The sequence below is a fragment of the uncultured Winogradskyella sp. genome, from assembly GCF_947498345.1.
In the GTDB taxonomy this organism is placed as follows: domain Bacteria; phylum Bacteroidota; class Bacteroidia; order Flavobacteriales; family Flavobacteriaceae; genus Winogradskyella.
Window position 1 is genome coordinate 79,321 of sequence record NZ_CANMJY010000005.1, and the last position, 21,856, is coordinate 101,176.

Sequence of the window (21,856 nt, forward strand, 5' to 3'; positions counted from 1 at the left end):
TTATTTAGTAAAAATATTCATGGTCTCAATTATAACTTAGCCCTACAATACCAGGTAAGCGGTATTCGTGTAGATGAGCAGTCGGGTTGGGTTGGTAAAGGTTGGGCTTTAGAAACGGGAGGGGTTATCTCACGATCTGTAGTTGGCTTGCCAGATAACATCGACATCGCTAATGAGTTTTTAGGTTCCGATTATAATGGATTCCATGACCATCAATCGTATTCGCAAAACAGTTATGATCTGCATAACTTTCTTTTTAATGCTCAACACGCCAACCAGCAGCGTTTCGATTATCAGCGGGATGTCTATCAGTTCAATTTCTTCGGGCATACGGGACGTTTTGTCTTCATCAAAGATGGTGGTGTCTTAAAGCCAAAGATTATTGGTGATGATTCAAAATTGAAAATCACTGCAACATATGTAACGGGAAATTTATACTACCCAGATGTGATTAGTAAGTTTGAAGTTACGGATACTAATGGTTTTGTGTATACTTTTGATGTGGTAGAAGAAACAGAAAAGATAGCCTATTCGGTAGCAGTTCCTCAAGCAGGAAGCGGAGGTATATCACCAAACATATCTGAAGATTGGCGCTGGTATAGATCTGCATGGAAGCTCAGCAAAGTAGAAACACACAACAGACTACCAATTTTATCAATCAGTTACACACCTATTACTGAGACTCCATCTTACCCTGGAAGCCTAGTAACCAATTATGTCCCTGCTCTAAATTCTATTACTGGAAACACCACACAATGTACGCAATCAAAACGTAATGCATTGCTACCACGCTCAATATCATCATCATCATCTGTAGAAATCAAATCACAGAAGGTTAACGAGATTGTTTTTAATGATGGTGTTAAGCTCATGTTCGGTCTTAGGACAACAGGGCATCCAGAATATGATGGTGCCGTACTTGGTAGCCTAAGCATATTTGACCCTACAGACATATCGTCCACAAATACCTTTAGTTTTACATATAATAACTATATGGAGAATGCAAAAGATTTGTTGTTTTTGGAGGAAATCAAAAAGAACAACTCAACAACACATAAATATACTCTAGAATATATTAATGAAGAAGACCTATCCGCCTATGATCAAAACATAAGTGATGACTTCGGATACTATAATAGTGGTAATGAACAGACAGCACATCTTGATGTAACTTCAGGAGCTTTGGAAAGTATTACCTATCCTACTGGAGGTCATCGTAAGTTTAACTGGGAAAGTAACACCTATAGTTTTAAAGGTGACCGTTTATTAACACATGAAGAAATTAAAGCAAATCCTGATAACTATGTAATTAATCAAATAGCACCAACACATGTAACTTCTACTAATAATGTTCCCAGCACACATTTAGGCTCTCCTTTTTCAGTCAATGGAGACGATTATGATGTCAATGTAAAATGTCACATCATAAGTGGGCAAATATATATAGAACCTTACCACTTTATAGTTGAATATGGTCTTAATGGTTCAAATACTGTTTCTGGCTCTTTCCCTGTTACAAGTGCAACCACCACAAGTGCTCCAGATGGTATAAGCTTTCCTTTAGCTACTGGTTCGTACTGGTTTCGTATAAATAGAAGCCCTTTTTCAAGCCCATTACCTCCATTTGAGAATGACTATTCTAATTATAATGTTGAAATTAGATTGACCATAACTTCAAAAAACTTAAAAAAAGGAAAACTTCATTGGTTTTTGCATGGTGGAGGGCCAAGAATATCAAGCATAGAAGCCGTAGAAGATGGTAATACAAAAACTAAAACCAGATATAATTATGCTTTAGAGACAGATATTTTATCTCCACCAATGATATTACTTGACCATTATTACTCAAGCGGTTCTTTTGATGGTGATGCTAATCTAATCAGAGAATATGAAAAAAGGGTAAGACCAATATATAATATTTCAGGGACACCAAACGACCCAGTACTTTATCAAGTTAAAGAATATCAAAATACTTTGGCAGCTCAGATGACTCAAGGTAATTTTATAGGCTATAAAACTGTAGCTGCACATAAACAGGATGTTAACAATTCGACACAATTGTTTTATGGAGAAGTAACAAGCAATCGACCAGTAACCAAGTATATCTTTGATTCACCATTAGATACTCCGACTTTTCCAGAAAACTACGATTATCCTTTTGACCCAATAAAGGACACCGACTATAAACGTGGTAACTTAACAACGCAACTGGTATACAATGATAATAACCAGCTCATCCAAAAAACAGAGAACACTTATAATTACCAACAACCTGGAGCCAATATTGAAAATAATGTGGCTCAGACCTTATATTTTTCGGTGGATGACAATATTCTGGCTAATAATCTACATGCCCAGATAAAAAGGACACTGTACGACAATTATGACGACTATCTTAACAATGATGCCTCAGCAGATGTAAGGTTACAGTATGAGTACCAATGTAGTGGACTCCTCTCTTCATACTTATCAAGTCTGGCAACCAATTATCCAAACTCAATGGCAACGGTATCTCCACTCACTATAGGCGTAGCAAATTATATGGATGAATTTTACTATAAGGTGCTCCTCACTGAGACCGAAACCACAAATTATTATTATGAAGATACCCAAGATACCAGTGGTGAAGCTGTAGAGATTCGCCAAGCCTACAGCTATGTCCCTGAAAACTATCAGGTCAGTGAAAAAAACATTTATTATAAGGAAAAAGGGGTAGATGAACATTACCAAACCAAGTATTATTATCCAGTATCTCCAGGAGGCTATGGTGTAGGAAGTGCTCTTACTTTGACATCGCAAAATAAAATTGATGCGATTATAGCTACCGAACAGTTTAAAAATAGTGATCGCATGTTTACAACCGTAAACCGATATGCCACGTTTGATGTTGGAAATCCAGGTATTTCGAGTGACGATTTAATACAGATTGAAAAAATACAATCCCTCAAAGGGGAAGGCAATCCACCAAATGACGGATCTCCATGGACCATTTTGGTAGATATGGAAGACCGAATCGTTTTTGAAGATTATGATGATTATGGTAACCCCTTAGAAGTTCGTAAAGCTGATGGTACGTCAATCAGTTATATTTGGGGTTATAATCGTACTCTACCTTTGGCTAAGGTTGTTAATGCCAGCCGAAGTGATATAGATGGCCTTTTAGGTGGCGATTTCCATGCAGGGACAGGTGCACTAACAGGATTAGAGATTGATGATCTTAAAACAGGATTGCTTAATGCTCACATCAGTATTTATGATTATAGCCTTATCAATGGCATTACAAAAGAGATTGATGTTAGGGGTTATACAATGAATTATGAATATGATGATTTTAACCGATTAGAGTATATCAAAGATCAGGATGGGTATTTACTCAATAAATATGAATATATACTTGGTTCACCAAGCCATGTAAAAACTACAGCTTATCAGGTAGAGACCACTGATGGTGTTGTCAAAGCTGAATCTTTAGCACCGTTACAAGATGATGATAAGATTGAAAGTATTACATACCTTGACGGTTTAGGGCGTGCCGAACAAAGTATAATTAAGCAGGCTGGAGGCAACAGACAAGATATCATTACTCCTGTGGTATACGATGGTTATGGACGACAAGCTCAGGAGTATCTACCTTATGCTAATGCTTCTCAGGCCTTCGGAACGGCTAACCTAAACTTTAGAACCATGAGTACCTTACTCGGTGATCTGGAGTTATACTATGCCAATAAATATTCTGACGATCAAATTAGCACGAACACTATTAATGCCTATTCGGAGCAGCATTTTGAAACCTCACCGCTCAATCGTGTGTTAGAACAAGCTGCTCCAGGAAATGATTGGCTACTAAATACCAGTGCCGATACCGACCATACTATAAAGCTCGATTATCAGGCAAATTCATTCAACTCAGGTAATCCAACAGATCCTACCAAGGACAATGTACTACGCTTTACTGTAAGCTTTAATGGTGGTAATACCATAGATCCTGTTTTGGGGTTCGATAACAATTACAGTTCAAATGAACTACATAAAACCATCACTAAAGACGAAAACTGGCAACCAGGACAAACCCTAGCACAGTTATATACTACCGAAGAATTTAAAGATGCTTTAGGACGTGTGGTACTTAAACGCACCTTCAGTGAAGACAATAGTGCTTTAATAACACACGATACCTATTATGCATATGATGATTTTGGAAATTTAACCTATGTATTGCCACCAAAGGTTAGTGATAGCGGTACACTTCCTACAAGTACTGAACTCGATCAGTTATGCTACCAATACCGTTATGATCAGCGTAACCGACTTATTGAAAAGAAAATTCCAGGCAAAGGTTGGGAATACATCGTCTATGACAAATTAGATCGACCAGTGCTCACTCAGGATGCCAAATTAAGAATAAGCAAGCAATGGCTTTTTACCAAGTATGATGCTTTTGACCGTGTCGCATTTACTGGCCTTCACAGTTACAACCTTTCCAGAAATGACCTGCAAGGCGTATTGGACGGAGAAACCGTAATGCATGAAGTAAGGTCTAATAGAGGGATTACTATTGACGGCAAACGTATTTATTATAAAAATGTAGCTTATCCTACCAGTGATATCTATGAATTACATATTGTTAACTACTATGATGACTATATTTGGGATACGCTTAATAATTATGGAGCGTCGTATGAAATGGATTTGTCCTTAGGACTTAGTCAATTGGATAATGTTATCAGTAAAGTAGCAAGCGGTAGTTGGAATGCTGGATTTACCAGTGCTAAAACCATAGCCAGCGATGGTTATATTCAATGGAAAGTAACACAATCAGATAAACGTGTCATGGTAGGTTTGTCTGAAACCACTTCTACACAGGGTAATGGTTATGTTAGTATCGATTATGCCATATATACAGGAAGTGGCACAGATTCCAGAGTCTTTGTCTATGAAAAAGGTGTATTTCAAAATATTGCCGTTACCAACTTTGTACCTGGCGATATATTTAAGGTTGAGCGTATTGGTAATACTATTTATTATAAACACAACAATGAGGTATTTCACATATCGGCTGTAACCACCACAGAAACCTTAATAGGAGATAGTTCGTTTTTAGACACAACTACAGCCATAGAAGACGTACATATTGGCTTTTCTGGTTGCGGGCAAAACTATGCGCAAGATGTTACTGGATTGCCTACAGGATCTAAGATACGTACTTTAGAAACGACCGATTGGACACATAACGAAACCTATTATGATGTTAAAGGTCGACCTGTAACTACAGCTTCCAAAAACGAATACCTTGAAAAGAGTGATATCGTTACCAGTTTGTTGGACTTTAATGGTAAGGTCATTAAAACCTTTAGCTCACATATAGATGATGCAGGCGGTAAAAGCGCAGTACCCGTAAATACCTTAGATAAGTTTACTTATGACCATACTGGGAGAATGCTTCGACAAACACAAATTATAAATGATAACCATGAAGAGCTCATCCTTAATCATTTTTATGATGAAGTAGGTCAATTGCACAAGAAAAGTGTTGGTGGTCCATTAGTTACAGATACAGATTATGTTAATGTTTCTGCCGGGATCACCCTCATAGATAATACGATAGAAAAAACCACAGCTAATGGTTGGAACGAAGGTTTATCTACACTACAATCCATTATTGGAGATGGCTATGTGGAGTTTACTCCCGTAACCACATATAAATCCTATATGGTAGGGCTTAATTATAATGATCCTAATACCCATTATAACAATATAGACTATACGATTTATGTATTATGGAATGGTAGCGTAAAGATCTATGAGAATGGCTCAGACAAAGGCATCAAAAGTCTATCGGCGCCTGGTGATGTATTTAGAGTTGAGCGTCGTGGTACGGTAGTACGCTACTATAAAAACGGAGAGCCTTTTTACACCTCTGAAGCTGAAGCCACTACTGCACCACTCTATGGTGATATTTCATTGCATCACCAAAACAGTAAGATCAAAGACTTTAGATTGGTTAACCTTAACAATCCTTTACAAGATGTAGATTACACTTACAACATCCGTGGGTGGCTAAAAACCATTAATGATCTTAATAGTTTAGGTAATGACCTCTTTGGATTTCAACTCAATTACAACACTACAGAACTTGGACAAAATAATACAACGCTGTTTAATGGTAACATCAGTGAAACCTTATGGAACACGCAAAGTGTAGATGCCGCAACCTTAGAACAGGAAATTAAACGTGGTTATGCTTACAGTTATGATGCCCTAAACCGTATAACGGATGCTAACTTTATTAAGGACTCTGGAGTCAACCATAATAACCAATACGATCTCACCGATGTGAGTTATGATAGAAACGGAAATATCCTTACCTTAAGACGCAGTGGTCACAACGGCCTCTCACCTGTATCTAATATGGATAATCTGCTCTATCAATATCAAGGCAATCAATTGACCAATGTTGAAGAAAATGGAGATAATAATCTGGGCTTCACTCAAGTGACTACACAGACTACAGATTATGCATATGATGTTAATGGTAATATGACCGAGGATAAAAATAAAGCGATCACATCCATAGAGTATAACCATTTAAATCTACCTGTAAAAGTGGTGTTTCATAACTTGCAAGCAAGACGCATAGAATATACCTACGATGCTACGGGAGTAAAGCAAGATAAAAAAGTGTACAATACACATACGCCGCTTACCATCACCTCTTATGCTGGTAACTTTATATACGAATATATAGATAATATATCGCAGCCAGGCACTGGTGATAATGTTCTCAAAATGTTTTCGCACCCGGAAGGTTATGTCGATGTGAGTGAAGAAATTGGTGATACTGGCCCTCCGTTTTATTTCCCAACCAGCACACAGGTCTATGATTATGTATATAACTACAAGGACCATTTAGGAAATATAAGGCTCAACTATGCAAAAGATGAAGTGGCTTCTACTCTAGCTGATGATGATTTTACCACTAATACCTCCGATTGGTCCTCTAATGGTTCTAGCGTGGTTATAAATAATAACAACTCAAAACTTAATGTAAGTATTACCCCAAGATGGAACAGTACAAGTAAGTACAGAGATGTAATTCCTGGAGTCCCTGTACATATAGAATTTGATTTTGAAAAAGGCGATATGGATGTTACGGTATTCTTTGTTAAAGAGCGTATCAATGGGGTTTGGGAAAGCAATGCCGACAGAGATCGCTATGTATTACAAGATGGCCATTTTGAAGCAGATCTAAGTTTTACGGGCGACCATATACGTTTGTATTTTGAAAAAGGCACAGGTAGTGATGATGGTGTAAGCACCACCTGCCATGTCGATAACTTTAGAGTCTTCCAAAACCGTCTCGAGATCATTGAGGAGAATAATTACTATCCTTTTGGTTTAAAGCACAAAGGGTACAATAATGTTGTGAATGCTAATGTTAATAGTGTAGCACAGAAGTACAAGTACAATGGAAAGGAACTTAACAATGAATTAGGTTTAGACTGGTACGATTATGGTGCTAGAAACTATGATGCAAGTTTGGGTCGCTGGATGAACCTTGACCCTCTTGCGGAACAAATGCGTAGACACTCACCATATAATTATGCATTTAATAATCCTTTACGATTCATTGATCCTGATGGGATGGCACCTGACGATGTTATTATTACGGGAACTGAAAGTCTAAAAGCATTTGATGAATTACAAGCATCTGTACAAGGCCAATTAACCTTGTCACAAGATGCAAATGGTAAAGTGACATATACAATAAATCAAGATCAAAACGGAAATAATGTTGCTTTAAATAGTGATACGCAACAATTGGTTGATGCAATTGACGATGGAAGCATTACCGTGAATATTGATGCACAAAATGATAATTATAATTCTGATAACTCTTTAAGAGTTGGTGGTAGTTTTATGGGAAATACTGTAACTCAAGATGCACAGGGTAATAATACTGTTACAGCTAATCAGGAGATAAACCCTAATGTTCTAGAAAATTTTAGCGATGCTAATGGCAATCCAGGTGCTGATACACTTCATGAAGTAACTGAAGCTTATCAAGGAGCAAAAATATCTCAAGCTTCAGGGGTTTCATCACCCAATGCTGGACAGCCAGGTAGCGTTTATCCAACTGCTCATCAAGCTGCAACCCCTCCAAGTGGAGTAATTACTGAGCATGTAGTTTATGAAAATTCTAATGGTGGTCCTGGTATAACTATGCCTATACAACGAATTGGTGGCAACCCAGTTTTTTCAGGGACAGTATATAGTTTACAATGGAAATCAAATAATAGAACTATTCAAACTCAACGTTTTTAATAATAAAGAGCATGATTACATTTAAAATGAAATATTTTCTAACTTTAATCTTATTTGTTTTTCTAGCAAGTTGTTATGTAAAAAGAAAAACAAATACTCAAACAAAGAATACAATATTTAATAAAAATGAGAAAATAGAAAGTATCTATGGAAGAGTAATTTCAATTGAATCAACTAAAAAAAACAATAAGATTACTGTTAAGGATACTATTTATAAAAGAAAGCACTTAGTTTTATCTGTTTTGAATAATAAAAACCCAAGTGGAAATACGATTAAAATTAATAAGGAATACAACTTTAAAGTAGTCAAACTCACGCATACAAAAACTTCTAGTGATACACTAGAAATTAATGGAAAAAAGGTTGTTATGATGCCTAACCATGCTATCGTAGATTGCATCAATTATAATGATGAAACATTTTGTAATGAGGCAAATACTGATATATACAAGGCAATTAACCTTAATGGTTTAGTGATTTATGACAACGGTACAGAATGGTAGTGTTCTAAATTAGGATATGACTTAGGTAAATATAAACCACAGCGAAAGTTGGGTAGTGTTCCAAACGGGAGCTTTTGCAAATTAGTAAATGCTACCCATTAATAATTTCCAATTTATAAATTCAACAGGCTCTTAAAAAAGAGCCTGTTCTTATTCTTAGAAATGGTGAACGTTTCTTAAACCATATAGAATATGGGGTATATGTTCTGTGGTGTTTCAAATGGGCTCCGATATATAAATCTATAAATATCCCCTCGCCTATTCTTATAAAACATAGAAAATGCTACATACAACTACTATTCCTTAAGATTATCGAAATAATGTATTCCCATTGAAAATGGTAAAACAAGCGATTGTTGAATATGTGCTTTTATAGCGGGATCTTTACCAAATATTTGTTTTGCAGCATCCAATGAAGATGCTTTAATCACTGCAATACCAAAGAGGTTTTTATGGTTAGGCTGTAGTAATGTTCTGCCTGCAAATATTAAAACACCTTCTTCACCTAAAGTCTTTAAAAATGTACCATGAGCTTCTATGATTTGCTGTGTGTCATCAGTCCAGTTGTTAATAGTCTTGTACCTGTCGGTTAAGGTTAAATAGTTAATGAATAAATTAGTTTCCATAGAGTTCTGAAGGTTTAATAACTTGAAATCCTTTATCAAAACCCATCCATAATGTTTGGTTTACATCTTCGATGATCGTGTGCACCACATTGCATTTTAATATTGAATTTTCTGCGTTGAATTGTTTCCAGGTTTGTTGAGCATACACAAAAACACCATGACCTTCTGTGGCAAATACAACCGACTCATCTTGAGATTCCAATTGTGGAATCAAAGCAAATCCTTTTTCGATAATTGTAAATGTGTGTGTGTTTATATTTAGCAAAATTGCTCCTGTAGAGGTACCAATCCATAGGTTTCCGTTTTTGAGTTTTAAGAGCTTTCTGCAGTTTACTCCTTCTAAAAAATAATGCCATTTGCCTTTATCATCAACCATATTTAATCCGCCTTTTCTGGTGGCAAACCAAAACTGCCCTAATGTATCTTTCTTAGCATCATGAACCACCTGATGTTTTAATCCGTTTGTAGCATTAAACTTTTTTATGCCCTTTTCGGAAATACAATCGGTACCTCTATTTCCTGAAAAGCAAATGGTATCATCATCTGCTTTTGATATTGAAAAAATAACACTACTGCTTACACCATCATGTTCGGTTAAAATGTTTACTGCATCGTTCTTAAATTTCATAACACCTCTTGCAGAAAACCAAATACTACCATCTTCGTCTTCTAAAGCTGAAATAAACCCTGATAATACTGATGTATTAGTGCTAATCATTTTTTGAAGCTGACCATCTTTTAATCTATAAATACCATCAGACTTGGTACTTAACCAAATGTTATGTTTACTGTCTTCAAAAAGACTTCTAATTTCTTTTGCGTGGATGCTATCCATTGATTGATTAACAAACTGAACATTTTGTGACAACACAAATGGACTTATCAATAAACAGATGATGATTAGTGATTTCATGATATATAGTTTTATAACGAAAACTAAATGTAAAAAAAAGTAATATTTTTTATGACTGAATTTTCAACACTAACTTATAAACGAACACTAATTTGCAGTAAGCGAAGTTAAAAAAACTATAAAAGTGTTGCATAAAACAGTCTTAATCTCAATTTGAAGGTACCCATTCTGGTTCACCATGATAAGCTTCTACTGTAGTAATTTGTTCTTCATTTTTACCATCAATGTTTATAGTATAAAGATGGTGCTTCCCATTTCGCTTAGCATGAAACACTATTTTTTTTCCATCTGGGGACACATCAATTTCTTGATAAAAATTAATATCGCTTGTTATTTGATTTATATTTTTTGTGTTGATATTTACTGAAAAAATATCATTGCGCTCATTATCCCTTTCATCAGAATAATGATATGTGTAAACAATTGTTTTAGAATCTGGCATCCAACTAGTATATTTTTCACTTTTCTCAGAGTTGGTCAATCTATGTGTCGATTTGGTATCTATGTGATATACGTATAGTTCATTATTACCTTCTCTGTCAGAAATAAAACTGAAAGATTTGCCATCTGGTGACCAATCTGGCCGACCATTGTATGACGGATTAGATATAAGAAGCTTATTAGTTTCCGCATTCAAATCAAAAACACCTATATACCTGTTGTTATTGTCCTTGAGTGTGTAGAGCACTTTTGTAGCATCTGGAGAAAGTATAAACTCTTCCATTTTCTTCGTATCCAATTTCTTTGAAATACCACTCCTATCAACGGCCTTAATAGAAAACTTTTTTAACGTATCATTAGAATTGTATATAATGGCGTTAAGTTTCTCGTTCCATTTTGGTGACCAGTCCCAGCCTTTATTTGAGGTAAGTTGTTTTTTATTCTCTCCATTTTGATCAATGATGAAAATATCAAAGTTACCAGATTGATTAGATAAATACACAATGCTATTTTGACCATAAAAAATTGCACTTATAAATAAAAATGCTACAAGTTTGAAGTATTTCATATTTGATATCTTAATAGTTTAACATGATACATTGAAAATAGCTATTATTTATCAAAAAGAATTAAGTTGAATTGTCTCAATTTATAAGCTGATATAAAAAAACACTAATTCTACCTATAAACGTTTTATTGTACGGTAAAACGAAATCATTTAATAATAATTTCAATACATAATATATCTATATTTATAACTCATAGGAAGCAACTTTAATTTAACTATGAAAAAATGTTATATGTATGGCTAGCGTTGACCTTTATAATTTATTAATTCTTTTTGCAGCTTTTAGTTGCTTTAATCTTGGGTTGTACTACATTGTAAAATCTGTTAAAAATAAATCGAGGGGTTATATGGCCATAGGAACCTTTTTATTTTCAGTTTGCCTATTGTTTTCATATTACGAACTCTCAAACTTATTTATAAAATACCCTCAATTAATGTGGATTAATGGTCCTCTTTTATTCACAATAGGGCCATTTTTCTATTTACATGTAAAACGTAAAGTTACATGGAAAGAAATAATACACTTTATTCCTTTTATAATTGTATTTATCTGGATTTTGCCTTTCTATATAAAATCCCCATCTGAAAAGTTAGACATTATAAAAAGTATTTATGTTTCTGGACAAAGGCCAGAAACTGAGATCATGCAATACTTATATGTTTTTCACATTGGCATCTATTGTTTGCTAGGCTATTTTATTTTAAAAAGAAAATCAGTCTTGTTTAGCTCATATGACTCAGATGACACCCAACACAAACTTAACAAAAGATCGCTAAACCTTTATTTACTGATTTCCATTATCTCACTTATTAGCTTTTTGATTTGTCTAATTGCTCACTTTTATGGTGTTTATTATGGCTTAGTTGATAAGTTCACCATCTCATTATTAGTTTTATTGGTTCTTTTACTTCAAGTATACTTTACATTCAAGGGGTATGATGAGAAGCTCGAAATTGAATTTGATAGTTTGCCTAAACAAAAACTGAATAACAATCACGTATTAAAGACGGAAGAGTTTAAAAATTTGATGCTAGATTTAAATGAATTGATGGAAACCAAAAAACTTTATAGAAATCCTAACTTAAAAATAATCTCTGTGGCTGAAGAACTGAATGTTTCTATGCATCAACTATCTGCAGCAATAAATCAACAAAATGGTAATAATTTTTTTGACTACATCAATAAACTTAGAATAGAGGAATTGAAGACCACCCTTCTTGATGGCAGTAAAAAGAACCTTACTCTATTTGCAATCGCACGTGAATCGGGCTTTAAAAGTAATAGTTCTTTTTACAGGGTTTTCAAAAAATATGTTGGAGATACTCCTAAGCAATTTATTAAAAAAAATAAAACAACTTAACAGGGTTTATTTTGTTTTATAACTTGAAAAAACCTCACAAGTAGTCTACATTATTCTGTTGAAATAATTATTACCATTACCCAAAATATTAAAGCTCTCAATTTAATTGGTTGACTTTTTTATTCAAAAATAAAGTGCATTAGCAACAAAACATCTTAGTGCTTAAATTTAAAAAGCAGAAATCAATATAAGATTCATTAAAAGGCTAGATTTTATACCAATTCCTAAGTTAGGACTCAACTGCCTCAAACTTTTCAATAAAAAAATTGAAACATTCCTAGGTTTGTACATGTTATACTTTAATTATTTAGAAATATGAAAATCAAATCGAAAGCATATATCATTTGTACAATTGCTACTATCTCAATATATCAAATAGACGCGCAAAAATTTAAAGAAGTAAAAAACTCATCTATATCGGAGATAAACATAGAAGATTTTTGGACAGGAGCTGCATGGATCGATATTGATCAAGATGATGATCTTGATTTGTTTATTGTAAATAGAATGCCTGGTAGACAGAAAAAATTCAACAAACTTTATGTAAATGAAAATGGGGTTTTAAAGAGAGAATTAAATTCTCCTCTTGTATCAGATGAAGGCTACTGGTTTAGCGTAACCTCAGGTGATTATAACCGAGATGGCTTAGTAGATATATATGTAGCTGGGTATCATGGTGCTCTATACAAAAATTTAGGTGACGGAAAGTTTGAAAGAATAAACAATGGAGTATTCGCAGATTCAACACTCTCTGGGATCTGTGCTGGATTTGGAGACTTTAACAATGATGGTGATTTGGATTTGTTAGTCACAAGACCTAATTGGCTAGAAGCGGCTACGTGGCATGGCAAACCAACATCACCTCATTTGCTAATCAATCAAGGTGCTCCTAATTATGACTTTGAAAAAATTGAGACAACAGATATTAGCATCCCTGAAAAGGACACTTACATGCACCCTACGTTATTTGACTTAGACGATGACAATGATTTGGATATATTTATAGGCATGGGCAGTGGTAAATCAAAAGTAGATTTAATGTACAAAAACACATTCTCCCAGAATGGAGAAATTGGTTTTAAAAGGTGGTTAGATATAGAAATCGCTAAGGCTCTTGTTGAAGGCAACCAATGGAGTTTTCATGATATTGATAATGATGGAGACTGGGATGCTCATATCACTAATTGGGCCACCGTAGTAGATGGGAAAAACCAACCGAGTCCAAACTTTTTATATAGGAACGATGGAGGCAAGTTTAAAAAAGTGAAAAACCAACCTATTGTAACAGATTCGGATATGACTACAACTTCTTTATGGGGAGATTTTGATAATGATGCAGATATTGATGCCATAATGGTAAGCGATTCAACATATACATTACGGTATTATCAAAATGATGGTAAAGGAAACTTCACTAGAAAACAGGCTGGTGAATTAGGGAATATTGACAAACATCAAAGTGGAGGAACTGTTGGAGATTATGATAATGATGGCGATCTAGACTTGTTTGTTCCTGGGCCAGGAAAACATAGTTCTCTCTTAAAAAATAACTTGTCCAACAAATATAATTGGATAAAGCTAAAATTAATAGGCAGCGATTCTAACACTAGCGCTATTGGTGCCAAAATTTGGTTAACCATAAAGCTAAAAGATGAAAGCATAACGCAAAGAAGAGTTGTGACTTCCTCAGACACCTTTTTTGGACACAATACTTTGGTTCAACATTTTGGACTAAATAGTGCAAAAAAAGTTAAAGAATTAAAAGTAAAATGGCCATCAGGACGATTGGAAACCTTCTTAAAGGTTTCGATTAATGAGTTAAACTCTATAAAAGAAGGCAGCGGAAATCCATTGATAGATTAATTTTTCGGTATACTAAGACTTTATACATGCATTATTATATCTAGCAAATTTACTTTTTATAGCTTGAAAGCTGTTAATTCATATCTAACTCAAAATAGGATACAGTTACTTCCCGTTACAGAAAATAATATTATAGAGCTCTTAAGACATAAAACTCTATAAATACAAACTTGGTACAATTAAAGTTAACAGGTCAAGGAAAACAAAAGTTAGATCTTGTGAATTATAAGATGAGCAATGTCATTTCATGGCTTTTGTAGAATAGATAGATTTACAATATCTAATAATATATAAAGCCATGAAAATACTAGTCTACAGTTCTAAAAATTTTGAAATCCCCTATATAGAAGAAGCTAACCGTAAGAAACACCAACTAACTTTTACAAAAGAAGTTTTATCTTCTAAAACTGCAATAAAAGCTATAGGTTATGATGCCGTATCTATTTTTTCGGCTGATGAGGCCTGCTTTATAACTATTGAAAAACTCAAAGAGTTTGGTGTAAAATATATCACTCTCCGCTCAGCAGGGTATGATAATGTTAATCTAAGAGCTGCTTTAAGATCAGATATTAGAGTCGCTAATGTTCCTGAGTATTCCCCTAATACAATAGCAGAACACGCCGTGGCTTTATTACTAGCTTTGAATAGAAAATTGATAGAATCTAATGATCGTATAAATCGCTACAACTTTAACCTGGATCATTTAATTGGGTTTGATTTAAACAAAAAAACCGTAGGCATTATTGGTACTGGTAGAATCGGAACAGTGATGAGTAAAATAATGCATGGTTTTGGTTGCAAACTTCTCGGTTATGATATTGAACATAATGCAGAATTGGTAAAAAACTATGGTATGACTTATGCTTCACTGAATGACCTATGTGCTGAGTCTGATATAATTTCATTACATGTTCCATTAAATACAGAAACTCATGAGCTTATTAATAAAGATTTGATTGATAAAATGAAAGATGGAATGATCCTTATTAATACTGCAAGAGGTTCTATTATAAATACCAAAGCCGTTATTGAAGGGTTAAAAAATGGAAAAATAAGTGCTTTAGGAATTGATGTCTATGAAAATGAAAAAGGAATTTTCTTTAAAGACCATTCAAGAGACATACCAAAAGACAATAACTTAATGATTTTAAATGCAATGCCCAATGTTCTTATAACTGGTCACCATGCATTTCTAACGGATGAAGCCTTAACAAATATAGCTGAAACAACCATAATTAACCTAGATAGTTGGGCTTCTGGAAAAGAAAGTGAAAATGAACTTACAGAAATAAACTAAAATCATAATTACCTGAATTTAAACAATATAATCATGTATATATAAGTGATGATTATCATTTTTAACGGCTATAAAATCTCATACTTTTGAATGAGTTCATCATGTATAATGTTAGTCTTAACAAACATAAAAACGCAATTAAAATCCTTTTTATTAGAGATAGGTGAACTATCATATTTTACATCCAGATTTTTTAAGGAAGCTTTTAAACGTCCCTTTGAAATAAAAGAGCTATTACGCCAATGTTATTTAATGGGCAACCGTTCATTACTATTAGTAGGCGTTACAGGTTTTATTATTGGATTGGTACTCACCTTACAAACTAGACCAACACTAATAGAGTTTGGCGCAGTATCCTGGATGCCGTCTATGGTTGGTATTTCTATAGTAAGAGAAATAGGACCAATAATTACTGCCTTAGTTTGTGCTGGTAAAATTGGTTCGGGTATAGGTGCAGAATTAGGTTCTATGCGTGTTACTGAGCAAATTGATGCTATGGAAGTATCTGGAACTAATCCGTTTAAATATCTGGTGGTAACACGTGTTTTGGCAACAACCTTAATGCTACCCTTACTTGTTATTATTGGTGATGCTATTGCATTGTATGGCTCTTTTCTGGTAGAAAATTTAAAAGGGAATGTTTCTTTTACTTTATTCTTTAATCAAGTATTTAACTCTCTAGAGTTTGGTGACATAATCCCGGCAACCATTAAATCCTTTTTCTTTGGATTTGCTATAGGTATTGTCGGATGCTTTAAAGGGTATTATTGTAAAAAAGGAACAGCTGGTGTCGGTAAAGCTGCAAATACAGCTGTGGTCTTTACATCTTTACTTCTTTTTATTATTGATTTTATTGCCGTTTTTGTTACTGATATTTTTTATGATTTATGAAAGATGAACAACATATAGTGACCCATTTTAAGAATATGAAACAACAACCTGTTGTTCTTCAAATTAAAGATTTATATAAGAGCTTTGGCAATAATCATGTGCTTAATGGGTTCAACATGATCTTGCATAAAGGTGAAAATTTGGTCATTATGGGAAAATCGGGCTCTGGAAAATCAGTAATGATAAAATGTTTGGTTGGTTTAATGGAAGCTGATAAAGGTATAATTACTGTAATGGGTAATGACATTACGACCTTAAATCAAGAAAGCTTAGATATTCTTAGAGCAGATATCGGATTTTTGTTTCAAGGTAGTGCTCTATACGATTCTATGACCGTAAGAGAAAATTTAGAGTTTCCTTTAAGACGTCATACCAAAAAATTTGACAAAGACATTGATACTGAAAAGCTTGTTGTAGAAGCCTTGGGAAATGTTGGGCTAGCAGATGCCATAGATTTAATGCCTTCTGAACTTTCGGGTGGTATGAAACGTCGTGTAGCATTAGCACGCACATTGATATTAAAGCCTAAAATTATTTTGTACGACGAACCAACAAGTGGTTTAGACCCAATTACAGCTAAGGAAATCATCATCTTAATGAAAGATATTCAAACAAAATACAATACTTCATCACTTATTATTACACACGATGTGGATTGCGCAAGAGTAATTTCGGATAGAATGATATTACTTATAGACGGGATAGATTACGCTGTTGGTACTTATAAAGAACTATCAGCATCAGATGACCCAAAAATTAAAGCATTTTTTAAACATTAATTATGAAGAATACAAACTCACAAAAAATTCGTTTAGGACTCTTTGTTATTATAAGTACTATTCTATTTATAGTGGCTGTTTACCTCATTGGTCAGCGTCAAGATATGTTTAGAAAAACATTTACTATAAGTTCTTATTTTCAAAATGCAAATGGTCTACAAAAAGGAAATAACGTACGCTACTCTGGTATTGATATAGGAACGGTTAAGGATATTACCATGATAAATGATTCTACTATAAAAATAGATATGAAGATTGATGAGAAGATAATCACTCATATTAAAAAAGATGCTATAGCTACAATAGGCTCTGATGGTTTGGTTGGTAATATGATAGTAAATATTGTACCTGGTAAAGGTATTGAAGGCCCAATAAGTAATGGAGATATTATTGAATCTTTCAGTAAGATTGGGGCTGATGATATATTAAGTACTTTAAGTGTGAGCTCAGAAAATGCTGCAATTTTAACCTCAGATTTACTAAAAATAACAACAGCCATGTTAGAAGGAGACGGAACCGTTGGTTTGTTATTAAATGATACTATTATGGCACAAGACCTTAAACAATCTGTAAATAACTTGAAAATGGCAAGTCGAGGTGCTACTAATACAATTAATGAATTAAATACCATTATTTCATCAATCAAATCAAACGACGATACTGTTCTAGGGATGATCTTAAACGATACTATTTCTGGAAGTCAATTAAAAACCGTTGTAAGTAATTTAGAAGCTTCCAGTAATGAAATTGATAGCGTTTTAAATAATATAAATAAAGTCGTTAACGAATTTGCTACAAGTGATGGGGCATACAACTATATTGTTAACGACACCTCTTTGGTTAATAGTCTAAAATCTACATTAAAAAACATTAATGAAGGAACTGATAAATTTAATCAGAATATGGAAGCTTTAAAACACAATTTTTTAACGCGTGGCTATTTTAGAAAATTGGAACGTCAAGAAAAGAAAGAAGCAAAAAAGACTGAAAAAACAAACTGAGCAACCTAAATAATAATTTGTGCTGCTCAGTTTTGAAATTCAGATTTTAATTATTACAATTTCTAGTTCGCCATAGCTTCTTTATTTTTATTTGCTGCTAGCTTTTCAATTAAGTCTGGTACTTTTTCAAAAGCAGCAGATAATCCGTGAGCTTTACCAGCTTCAATAAAAGAAATTTCGTCTTCTCTAGTTACTAAAAATCCAAGAGGTTCTATACCAACTCCAGCCCCTGCACCTATGCCTTCACCTTTTTTGCCTTTAGATTCAGAACCTTCTCCTCCACCAGAACCAAATCCCATGCCTACCTTAATAACAGGCACACATTTAAATTCGCCTAGTTGAAATTCTTCGCCAATAACTGTTTTCGCATTGGCTTCGGCTTTCATAAAATCTGTGATTTTCCCTAATAATTCTTCTAAATGTAATTCCATAATTTATAGTTTTTTAAAAATTAATAAATGATTTAATTATGCGTATGGGTCTATTTTCAATAGTTATTTGTAATGTGTTTTGTCCTGTAAAGTTGATATTGTAACCGCCTTTGTAATAGTTTAAAAAGGCAAAAAACGGATACAGTTTTGCATTGGTAATACAGTTGCCTGTATCTAGGTTTAAATAGAACTGCTTTACTTTAAAGGACTTTATAATTTTTAAGCCAATTCTAAAATCCATGGATTTTTTTGGTTTTTTACTTTGTTTAGGGGATAACCTTACTCTAAATGGATAAAAGTTGAAGTTTAAAAAAAACGCTCTAAGTTTTATTTTTAATATTTCTTTTTCGTCATATACTATACTCGCTTTAGCTAAGCCTTTTAACTGTATATAATACTTACCGCTTATTGTATCTATAACTATAATAATTGGCATCAATAAGAGATAGATAACAAATGATACAAAAAGCACAATAAATATAGTTAATAACATGACTTAATGTTTTCCTCAAAGGAACATAAAGTAGAGCTGTAGCACAATGATATTCATCACTTTAAAGTCAATTCTATACTATTTCACAGCTTATAAATTAAGTATAAACTGATGGGATATCCCACACTTCCTTAATTTTACCTTCTACAATACGCCAGACAACGACGACTTCAGTGTTAATATGCTGGTCTTCGATAACAAGCGTATTTTGAGTATGCACAACAACAAGTTCATTTCCAACAGGTGATATAGAAATTGGATTAACCTTAAAAGTACCTCTGGTTAATACTGCCATTTTTTTGAAGAACTCCTCAAAACCCTTTATACCTATATAGTCTCCTTGAAAATCAGGTAGTAACGGATTAAAATAATGGAAGACTGCATCTTTAGCTATGATATTAGAATTAGCTGTAATATTAGCTGGGTCAAATTGTTTTAAAATTGAGATGTTTGGGTGTACATTTTTCATAAAGAGAAATTTGTTTACCTAGCTCTCCTTTTTAACTCCTTTTTCAATATATTTTTAAATCGGGTAGCACTTATATAGTGATCTTCTATAAGTTTACCATTGTGCAACAAACTAAAAACCCCAAAGCCAGATGGTGCTTTTTTAGCTTCTTCTGCAGTATCTATCTTGGTTAAATTTAAGTCAATACCAAAATCCATCGCCGTATTTAAAAGATCATAAGCTGATTTTTCGTGCCAGGGGCATTGATCTGCATAAACTAAATGCCAACCTTGATAATGTTTTTGCTGCATGGTCCAATCTAAAAGTTTAGGATTTTCTGAGTTCTCATTCCATTTTTTTGTTAATAGCTCAAATCTTCCTCTCTTATCAATTTCTTTAAAACCATTTTTTTCAAAAAGGCGTTTGTCAGCAATCCAAGAGCCTTTGCTGGTCATTACACACAAGCCATCCATCCCTTTAGTTTTTGCTTCTTTTTCTGCTTCACTAATTAATTGAGAACCATAACCTAATTCCCTATCTTTTTTTGAATAAACAACTATGCAATGGATAAACATAAAGTTGCTGACATCTATAGGTCGCCACGCATCTTTTGCTGGTATATATTCAATAAAACCTATCATTTTATCAACTTCGTCCTTTAGTATTTTGAGTCTCAACCCTACTTTGTATCTTTTCTCAAACCACTTGCGCTTACTATCAAAGCCTGGGTTTTTAATATCCTTAATACAAAAAAGCGTTTCTTCAGTTACATTTTTTGGTGTAACATTGGTAATTTTTAGTGTCTCCATCATAATTAGGTTTTCCTCATTCTTCCTGTGACTTCTTCAACCTTAATTACAAAAATAACTGGCAGATCATCTTTATATATCTTGCTCGAAAATTCACTAATAAAATCTAATTTTCTATGTTCCTTATTGATAATTAAGTCTTTTACACCAAGTGAAAATTCATGAAGTTTAGCTTTAGCTTCACTTCCTTTAATTTCAGTAAAACGCCCATGAACTAATATTGATATCCAGTCATTAACAGAATCTACTTCAGAAACATTAAGACACACATTTATGTTTTTGCGCATAGCCATAACCTTATGACCTTCTGCAGAATAGCCAATAATCTCATCGTTTTCTTTATTAAAGTAATAAGTTATTGGCGCTATAAAAGGTCTATTCCTATAGATATAAGACAGGTTACCAATATAGTTAGATTGTAATATGTTTAAGCTTTCTGTTTCACTTAGACTTCTAATCATGACTCTAGGTATAATATTAAAACGAAGCTATTAATAAAGTATTGAGAAAACTATGATTTCAATCAGTTAAGCAAAATTGATTCTATTGCTGTTTTTTTCTATTTCTATATATCCAATAGATTCCTTTAACATCTGACACCCAGTTTTTGTGCATAAAAATCAGTATAATTTCCTCTGCGGTTTCTAAAAATCCTACACCAATCATAATATAGAACAGTAAATACTCAGGGTTTATAAATAAGGCCCATAAAATGAAAACACTTTGCAAAACTGCTGATGCTTTGGCTAAATAAGTGTGAAATGCTGTAGCCTTTCCATATTTTAAATAGGCAATTAGCATTTGTATAATATATGGCATAAAGGCTATAATGATTAAAACAAGATTGGTTGTTATGAAATCTGTTTCAAAACGAAATAAACCTATTAATCCAACTGTAAATGTAATTTGGTCACCAATAGAATCCAGTTGAGAACCTCTTGAACTTGTAATATTGAGTTTTCTTGCCAAATAGCCGTCAATGGCATCTGTAGTATAACTCACAAACAACAAAATGGCAAAAGATTAATTGTTGATTCGACCATATAAGTACCAATAAAACTGGAGATGCCAATATACGATAAAACGAAAACCAGTCGGCAATATTAAAAT

At 33.6% G+C, this 21,856-nt stretch carries 16 protein-coding genes and 2 pseudogenes; 9 read left to right on the forward strand and 9 right to left on the reverse strand.

Features of this window, described 5'->3' with window-relative positions; all coding sequences use genetic code 11:
* Positions 1-3,309 precede the first annotated feature (3,309 nt).
* From Q0912_RS08150 to Q0912_RS08160, 3 genes and pseudogenes are all read left to right on the forward strand, one after another.
* Positions 3,310-3,828 (forward strand): annotated as a pseudogene (locus tag Q0912_RS08150) (DUF6443 domain-containing protein); the annotation flags it as partial.
* A gap of 3,531 nt (positions 3,829-7,359) precedes the next feature.
* Positions 7,360-7,644, forward strand: a pseudogene (locus Q0912_RS08155) (RHS repeat-associated core domain-containing protein); the annotation flags it as partial.
* A 704-nt stretch (positions 7,645-8,348) separates the two neighbouring features.
* Entirely contained in the window at positions 8,349-8,825 is a 477-nt protein-coding gene (locus Q0912_RS08160) for a hypothetical protein (RefSeq protein ID WP_299113899.1), read from the forward strand.
* Positions 8,826-9,121: 296 nt separating this feature from the next.
* Here the strand turns inward: Q0912_RS08160 and Q0912_RS08165 are convergent, their stop codons facing one another.
* The 3 genes from Q0912_RS08165 to Q0912_RS08175 all read right to left on the reverse strand — a co-directional run bounded on the left by Q0912_RS08165 (position 9,122) and on the right by Q0912_RS08175 (position 11,373).
* Positions 9,122-9,451 (reverse strand): YciI family protein, encoded by a 330-nt coding sequence (locus Q0912_RS08165; protein ID WP_299113901.1) that lies wholly within the window; start codon positions 9,449-9,451, stop codon positions 9,122-9,124.
* On the reverse strand, positions 9,441-10,364 hold the full coding sequence (locus Q0912_RS08170) for a hypothetical protein (RefSeq protein WP_299113903.1): 924 nt from the start codon (positions 10,362-10,364) through the stop codon (positions 9,441-9,443). The genes Q0912_RS08165 and Q0912_RS08170 overlap by 11 nt, the downstream gene beginning before the upstream one ends.
* A gap of 148 nt (positions 10,365-10,512) precedes the next feature.
* A complete protein-coding gene (locus tag Q0912_RS08175) occupies positions 10,513-11,373 on the reverse strand; it encodes a DPP IV N-terminal domain-containing protein (RefSeq protein ID WP_299113904.1) in 861 nt (286 codons plus the stop codon).
* Positions 11,374-11,807: 434 nt separating this feature from the next.
* Here Q0912_RS08175 and Q0912_RS08180 point away from each other — a divergent pair, with 434 nt between their 5' ends.
* The 6 genes from Q0912_RS08180 (at position 11,808) to Q0912_RS08205 (ending at position 18,565) form a co-directional block, all read left to right on the forward strand.
* Entirely contained in the window at positions 11,808-12,734 is a 927-nt protein-coding gene (locus Q0912_RS08180) for a helix-turn-helix domain-containing protein (RefSeq protein WP_299113906.1), read from the forward strand.
* Between the two features lie 315 nt (positions 12,735-13,049).
* Positions 13,050-14,597 (forward strand): CRTAC1 family protein, encoded by a 1,548-nt coding sequence (locus Q0912_RS08185; protein WP_299113908.1) that lies wholly within the window; start codon positions 13,050-13,052, stop codon positions 14,595-14,597.
* Between the two features lie 298 nt (positions 14,598-14,895).
* Positions 14,896-15,894: a 2-hydroxyacid dehydrogenase gene (locus Q0912_RS08190; RefSeq protein WP_299113910.1), complete on the forward strand. Its 999-nt coding sequence runs from the start codon at positions 14,896-14,898 to the stop codon at positions 15,892-15,894.
* Positions 15,895-15,984: 90 nt separating this feature from the next.
* Positions 15,985-16,785, forward strand: coding sequence for an ABC transporter permease (locus Q0912_RS08195; protein WP_299113912.1), 801 nt, complete (start codon positions 15,985-15,987; stop codon positions 16,783-16,785).
* A gap of 35 nt (positions 16,786-16,820) precedes the next feature.
* Complete coding sequence (locus Q0912_RS08200; protein ID WP_299113914.1) at positions 16,821-17,564, forward strand: ATP-binding cassette domain-containing protein; 744 nt, start codon at positions 16,821-16,823, stop codon at positions 17,562-17,564.
* Positions 17,565-17,566: 2 nt separating this feature from the next.
* Entirely contained in the window at positions 17,567-18,565 is a 999-nt protein-coding gene (locus Q0912_RS08205) for an MlaD family protein (RefSeq protein WP_299113916.1), read from the forward strand.
* Between the two features lie 62 nt (positions 18,566-18,627).
* Here Q0912_RS08205 and Q0912_RS08210 read toward each other — a convergent pair whose 3' ends face one another.
* The 6 genes from Q0912_RS08210 to Q0912_RS08235 form a co-directional block, all read right to left on the reverse strand.
* Complete coding sequence (locus Q0912_RS08210; RefSeq protein WP_299113917.1) at positions 18,628-18,996, reverse strand: spore germination protein GerW family protein; 369 nt, start codon at positions 18,994-18,996, stop codon at positions 18,628-18,630.
* A gap of 13 nt (positions 18,997-19,009) precedes the next feature.
* Positions 19,010-19,489 (reverse strand): hypothetical protein, encoded by a 480-nt coding sequence (locus Q0912_RS08215; RefSeq protein WP_299113919.1) that lies wholly within the window; start codon positions 19,487-19,489, stop codon positions 19,010-19,012.
* A 97-nt stretch (positions 19,490-19,586) separates the two neighbouring features.
* Positions 19,587-19,958 carry a nuclear transport factor 2 family protein gene (locus tag Q0912_RS08220; RefSeq protein ID WP_299113921.1) on the reverse strand — a complete coding sequence of 124 codons (372 nt, stop codon included), beginning with the start codon at positions 19,956-19,958 and terminating at the stop codon, positions 19,587-19,589.
* A gap of 14 nt (positions 19,959-19,972) precedes the next feature.
* Complete coding sequence (locus tag Q0912_RS08225; RefSeq protein WP_299113923.1) at positions 19,973-20,746, reverse strand: GNAT family N-acetyltransferase; 774 nt, start codon at positions 20,744-20,746, stop codon at positions 19,973-19,975.
* Between the two features lie 5 nt (positions 20,747-20,751).
* Positions 20,752-21,207, reverse strand: a complete 456-nt coding sequence (locus Q0912_RS08230; RefSeq protein ID WP_299113925.1) for a pyridoxamine 5'-phosphate oxidase family protein — start codon at positions 21,205-21,207, stop codon at positions 20,752-20,754.
* 82 nt (positions 21,208-21,289) lie between these two features.
* Positions 21,290-21,748 (reverse strand): CDP-alcohol phosphatidyltransferase family protein, encoded by a 459-nt coding sequence (locus Q0912_RS08235; protein WP_299113927.1) that lies wholly within the window; start codon positions 21,746-21,748, stop codon positions 21,290-21,292.
* Between the last annotated feature and the right edge of the window lie 108 nt (positions 21,749-21,856).

Coding starts and splice junctions, on each gene's coding strand:
- Q0912_RS08185 (WP_299113908.1), top strand. CDS start 13,050: ATGAAAATCAAATCGAAAGCATATATCATTTGTACAATTGCTACTATC.
- Q0912_RS08175 (WP_299113904.1), bottom strand. CDS start 11,373: ATGAAATACTTCAAACTTGTAGCATTTTTATTTATAAGTGCAATTTTT.
- Q0912_RS08200 (WP_299113914.1), top strand. CDS start 16,821: ATGAAACAACAACCTGTTGTTCTTCAAATTAAAGATTTATATAAGAGC.
- Q0912_RS08165 (WP_299113901.1), bottom strand. CDS start 9,451: ATGGAAACTAATTTATTCATTAACTATTTAACCTTAACCGACAGGTAC.
- Q0912_RS08230 (WP_299113925.1), bottom strand. CDS start 21,207: ATGATTAGAAGTCTAAGTGAAACAGAAAGCTTAAACATATTACAATCT.
- Q0912_RS08170 (WP_299113903.1), bottom strand. CDS start 10,364: ATGAAATCACTAATCATCATCTGTTTATTGATAAGTCCATTTGTGTTG.
- Q0912_RS08225 (WP_299113923.1), bottom strand. CDS start 20,746: ATGGAGACACTAAAAATTACCAATGTTACACCAAAAAATGTAACTGAA.
- Q0912_RS08160 (WP_299113899.1), top strand. CDS start 8,349: ATGAAATATTTTCTAACTTTAATCTTATTTGTTTTTCTAGCAAGTTGT.
- Q0912_RS08205 (WP_299113916.1), top strand. CDS start 17,567: ATGAAGAATACAAACTCACAAAAAATTCGTTTAGGACTCTTTGTTATT.
- Q0912_RS08180 (WP_299113906.1), top strand. CDS start 11,808: ATGTGGATTAATGGTCCTCTTTTATTCACAATAGGGCCATTTTTCTAT.
- Q0912_RS08210 (WP_299113917.1), bottom strand. CDS start 18,996: ATGGAATTACATTTAGAAGAATTATTAGGGAAAATCACAGATTTTATG.
- Q0912_RS08195 (WP_299113912.1), top strand. CDS start 15,985: ATGAGTTCATCATGTATAATGTTAGTCTTAACAAACATAAAAACGCAA.
- Q0912_RS08190 (WP_299113910.1), top strand. CDS start 14,896: ATGAAAATACTAGTCTACAGTTCTAAAAATTTTGAAATCCCCTATATA.
- Q0912_RS08220 (WP_299113921.1), bottom strand. CDS start 19,958: ATGAAAAATGTACACCCAAACATCTCAATTTTAAAACAATTTGACCCA.
- Q0912_RS08215 (WP_299113919.1), bottom strand. CDS start 19,489: ATGTTATTAACTATATTTATTGTGCTTTTTGTATCATTTGTTATCTAT.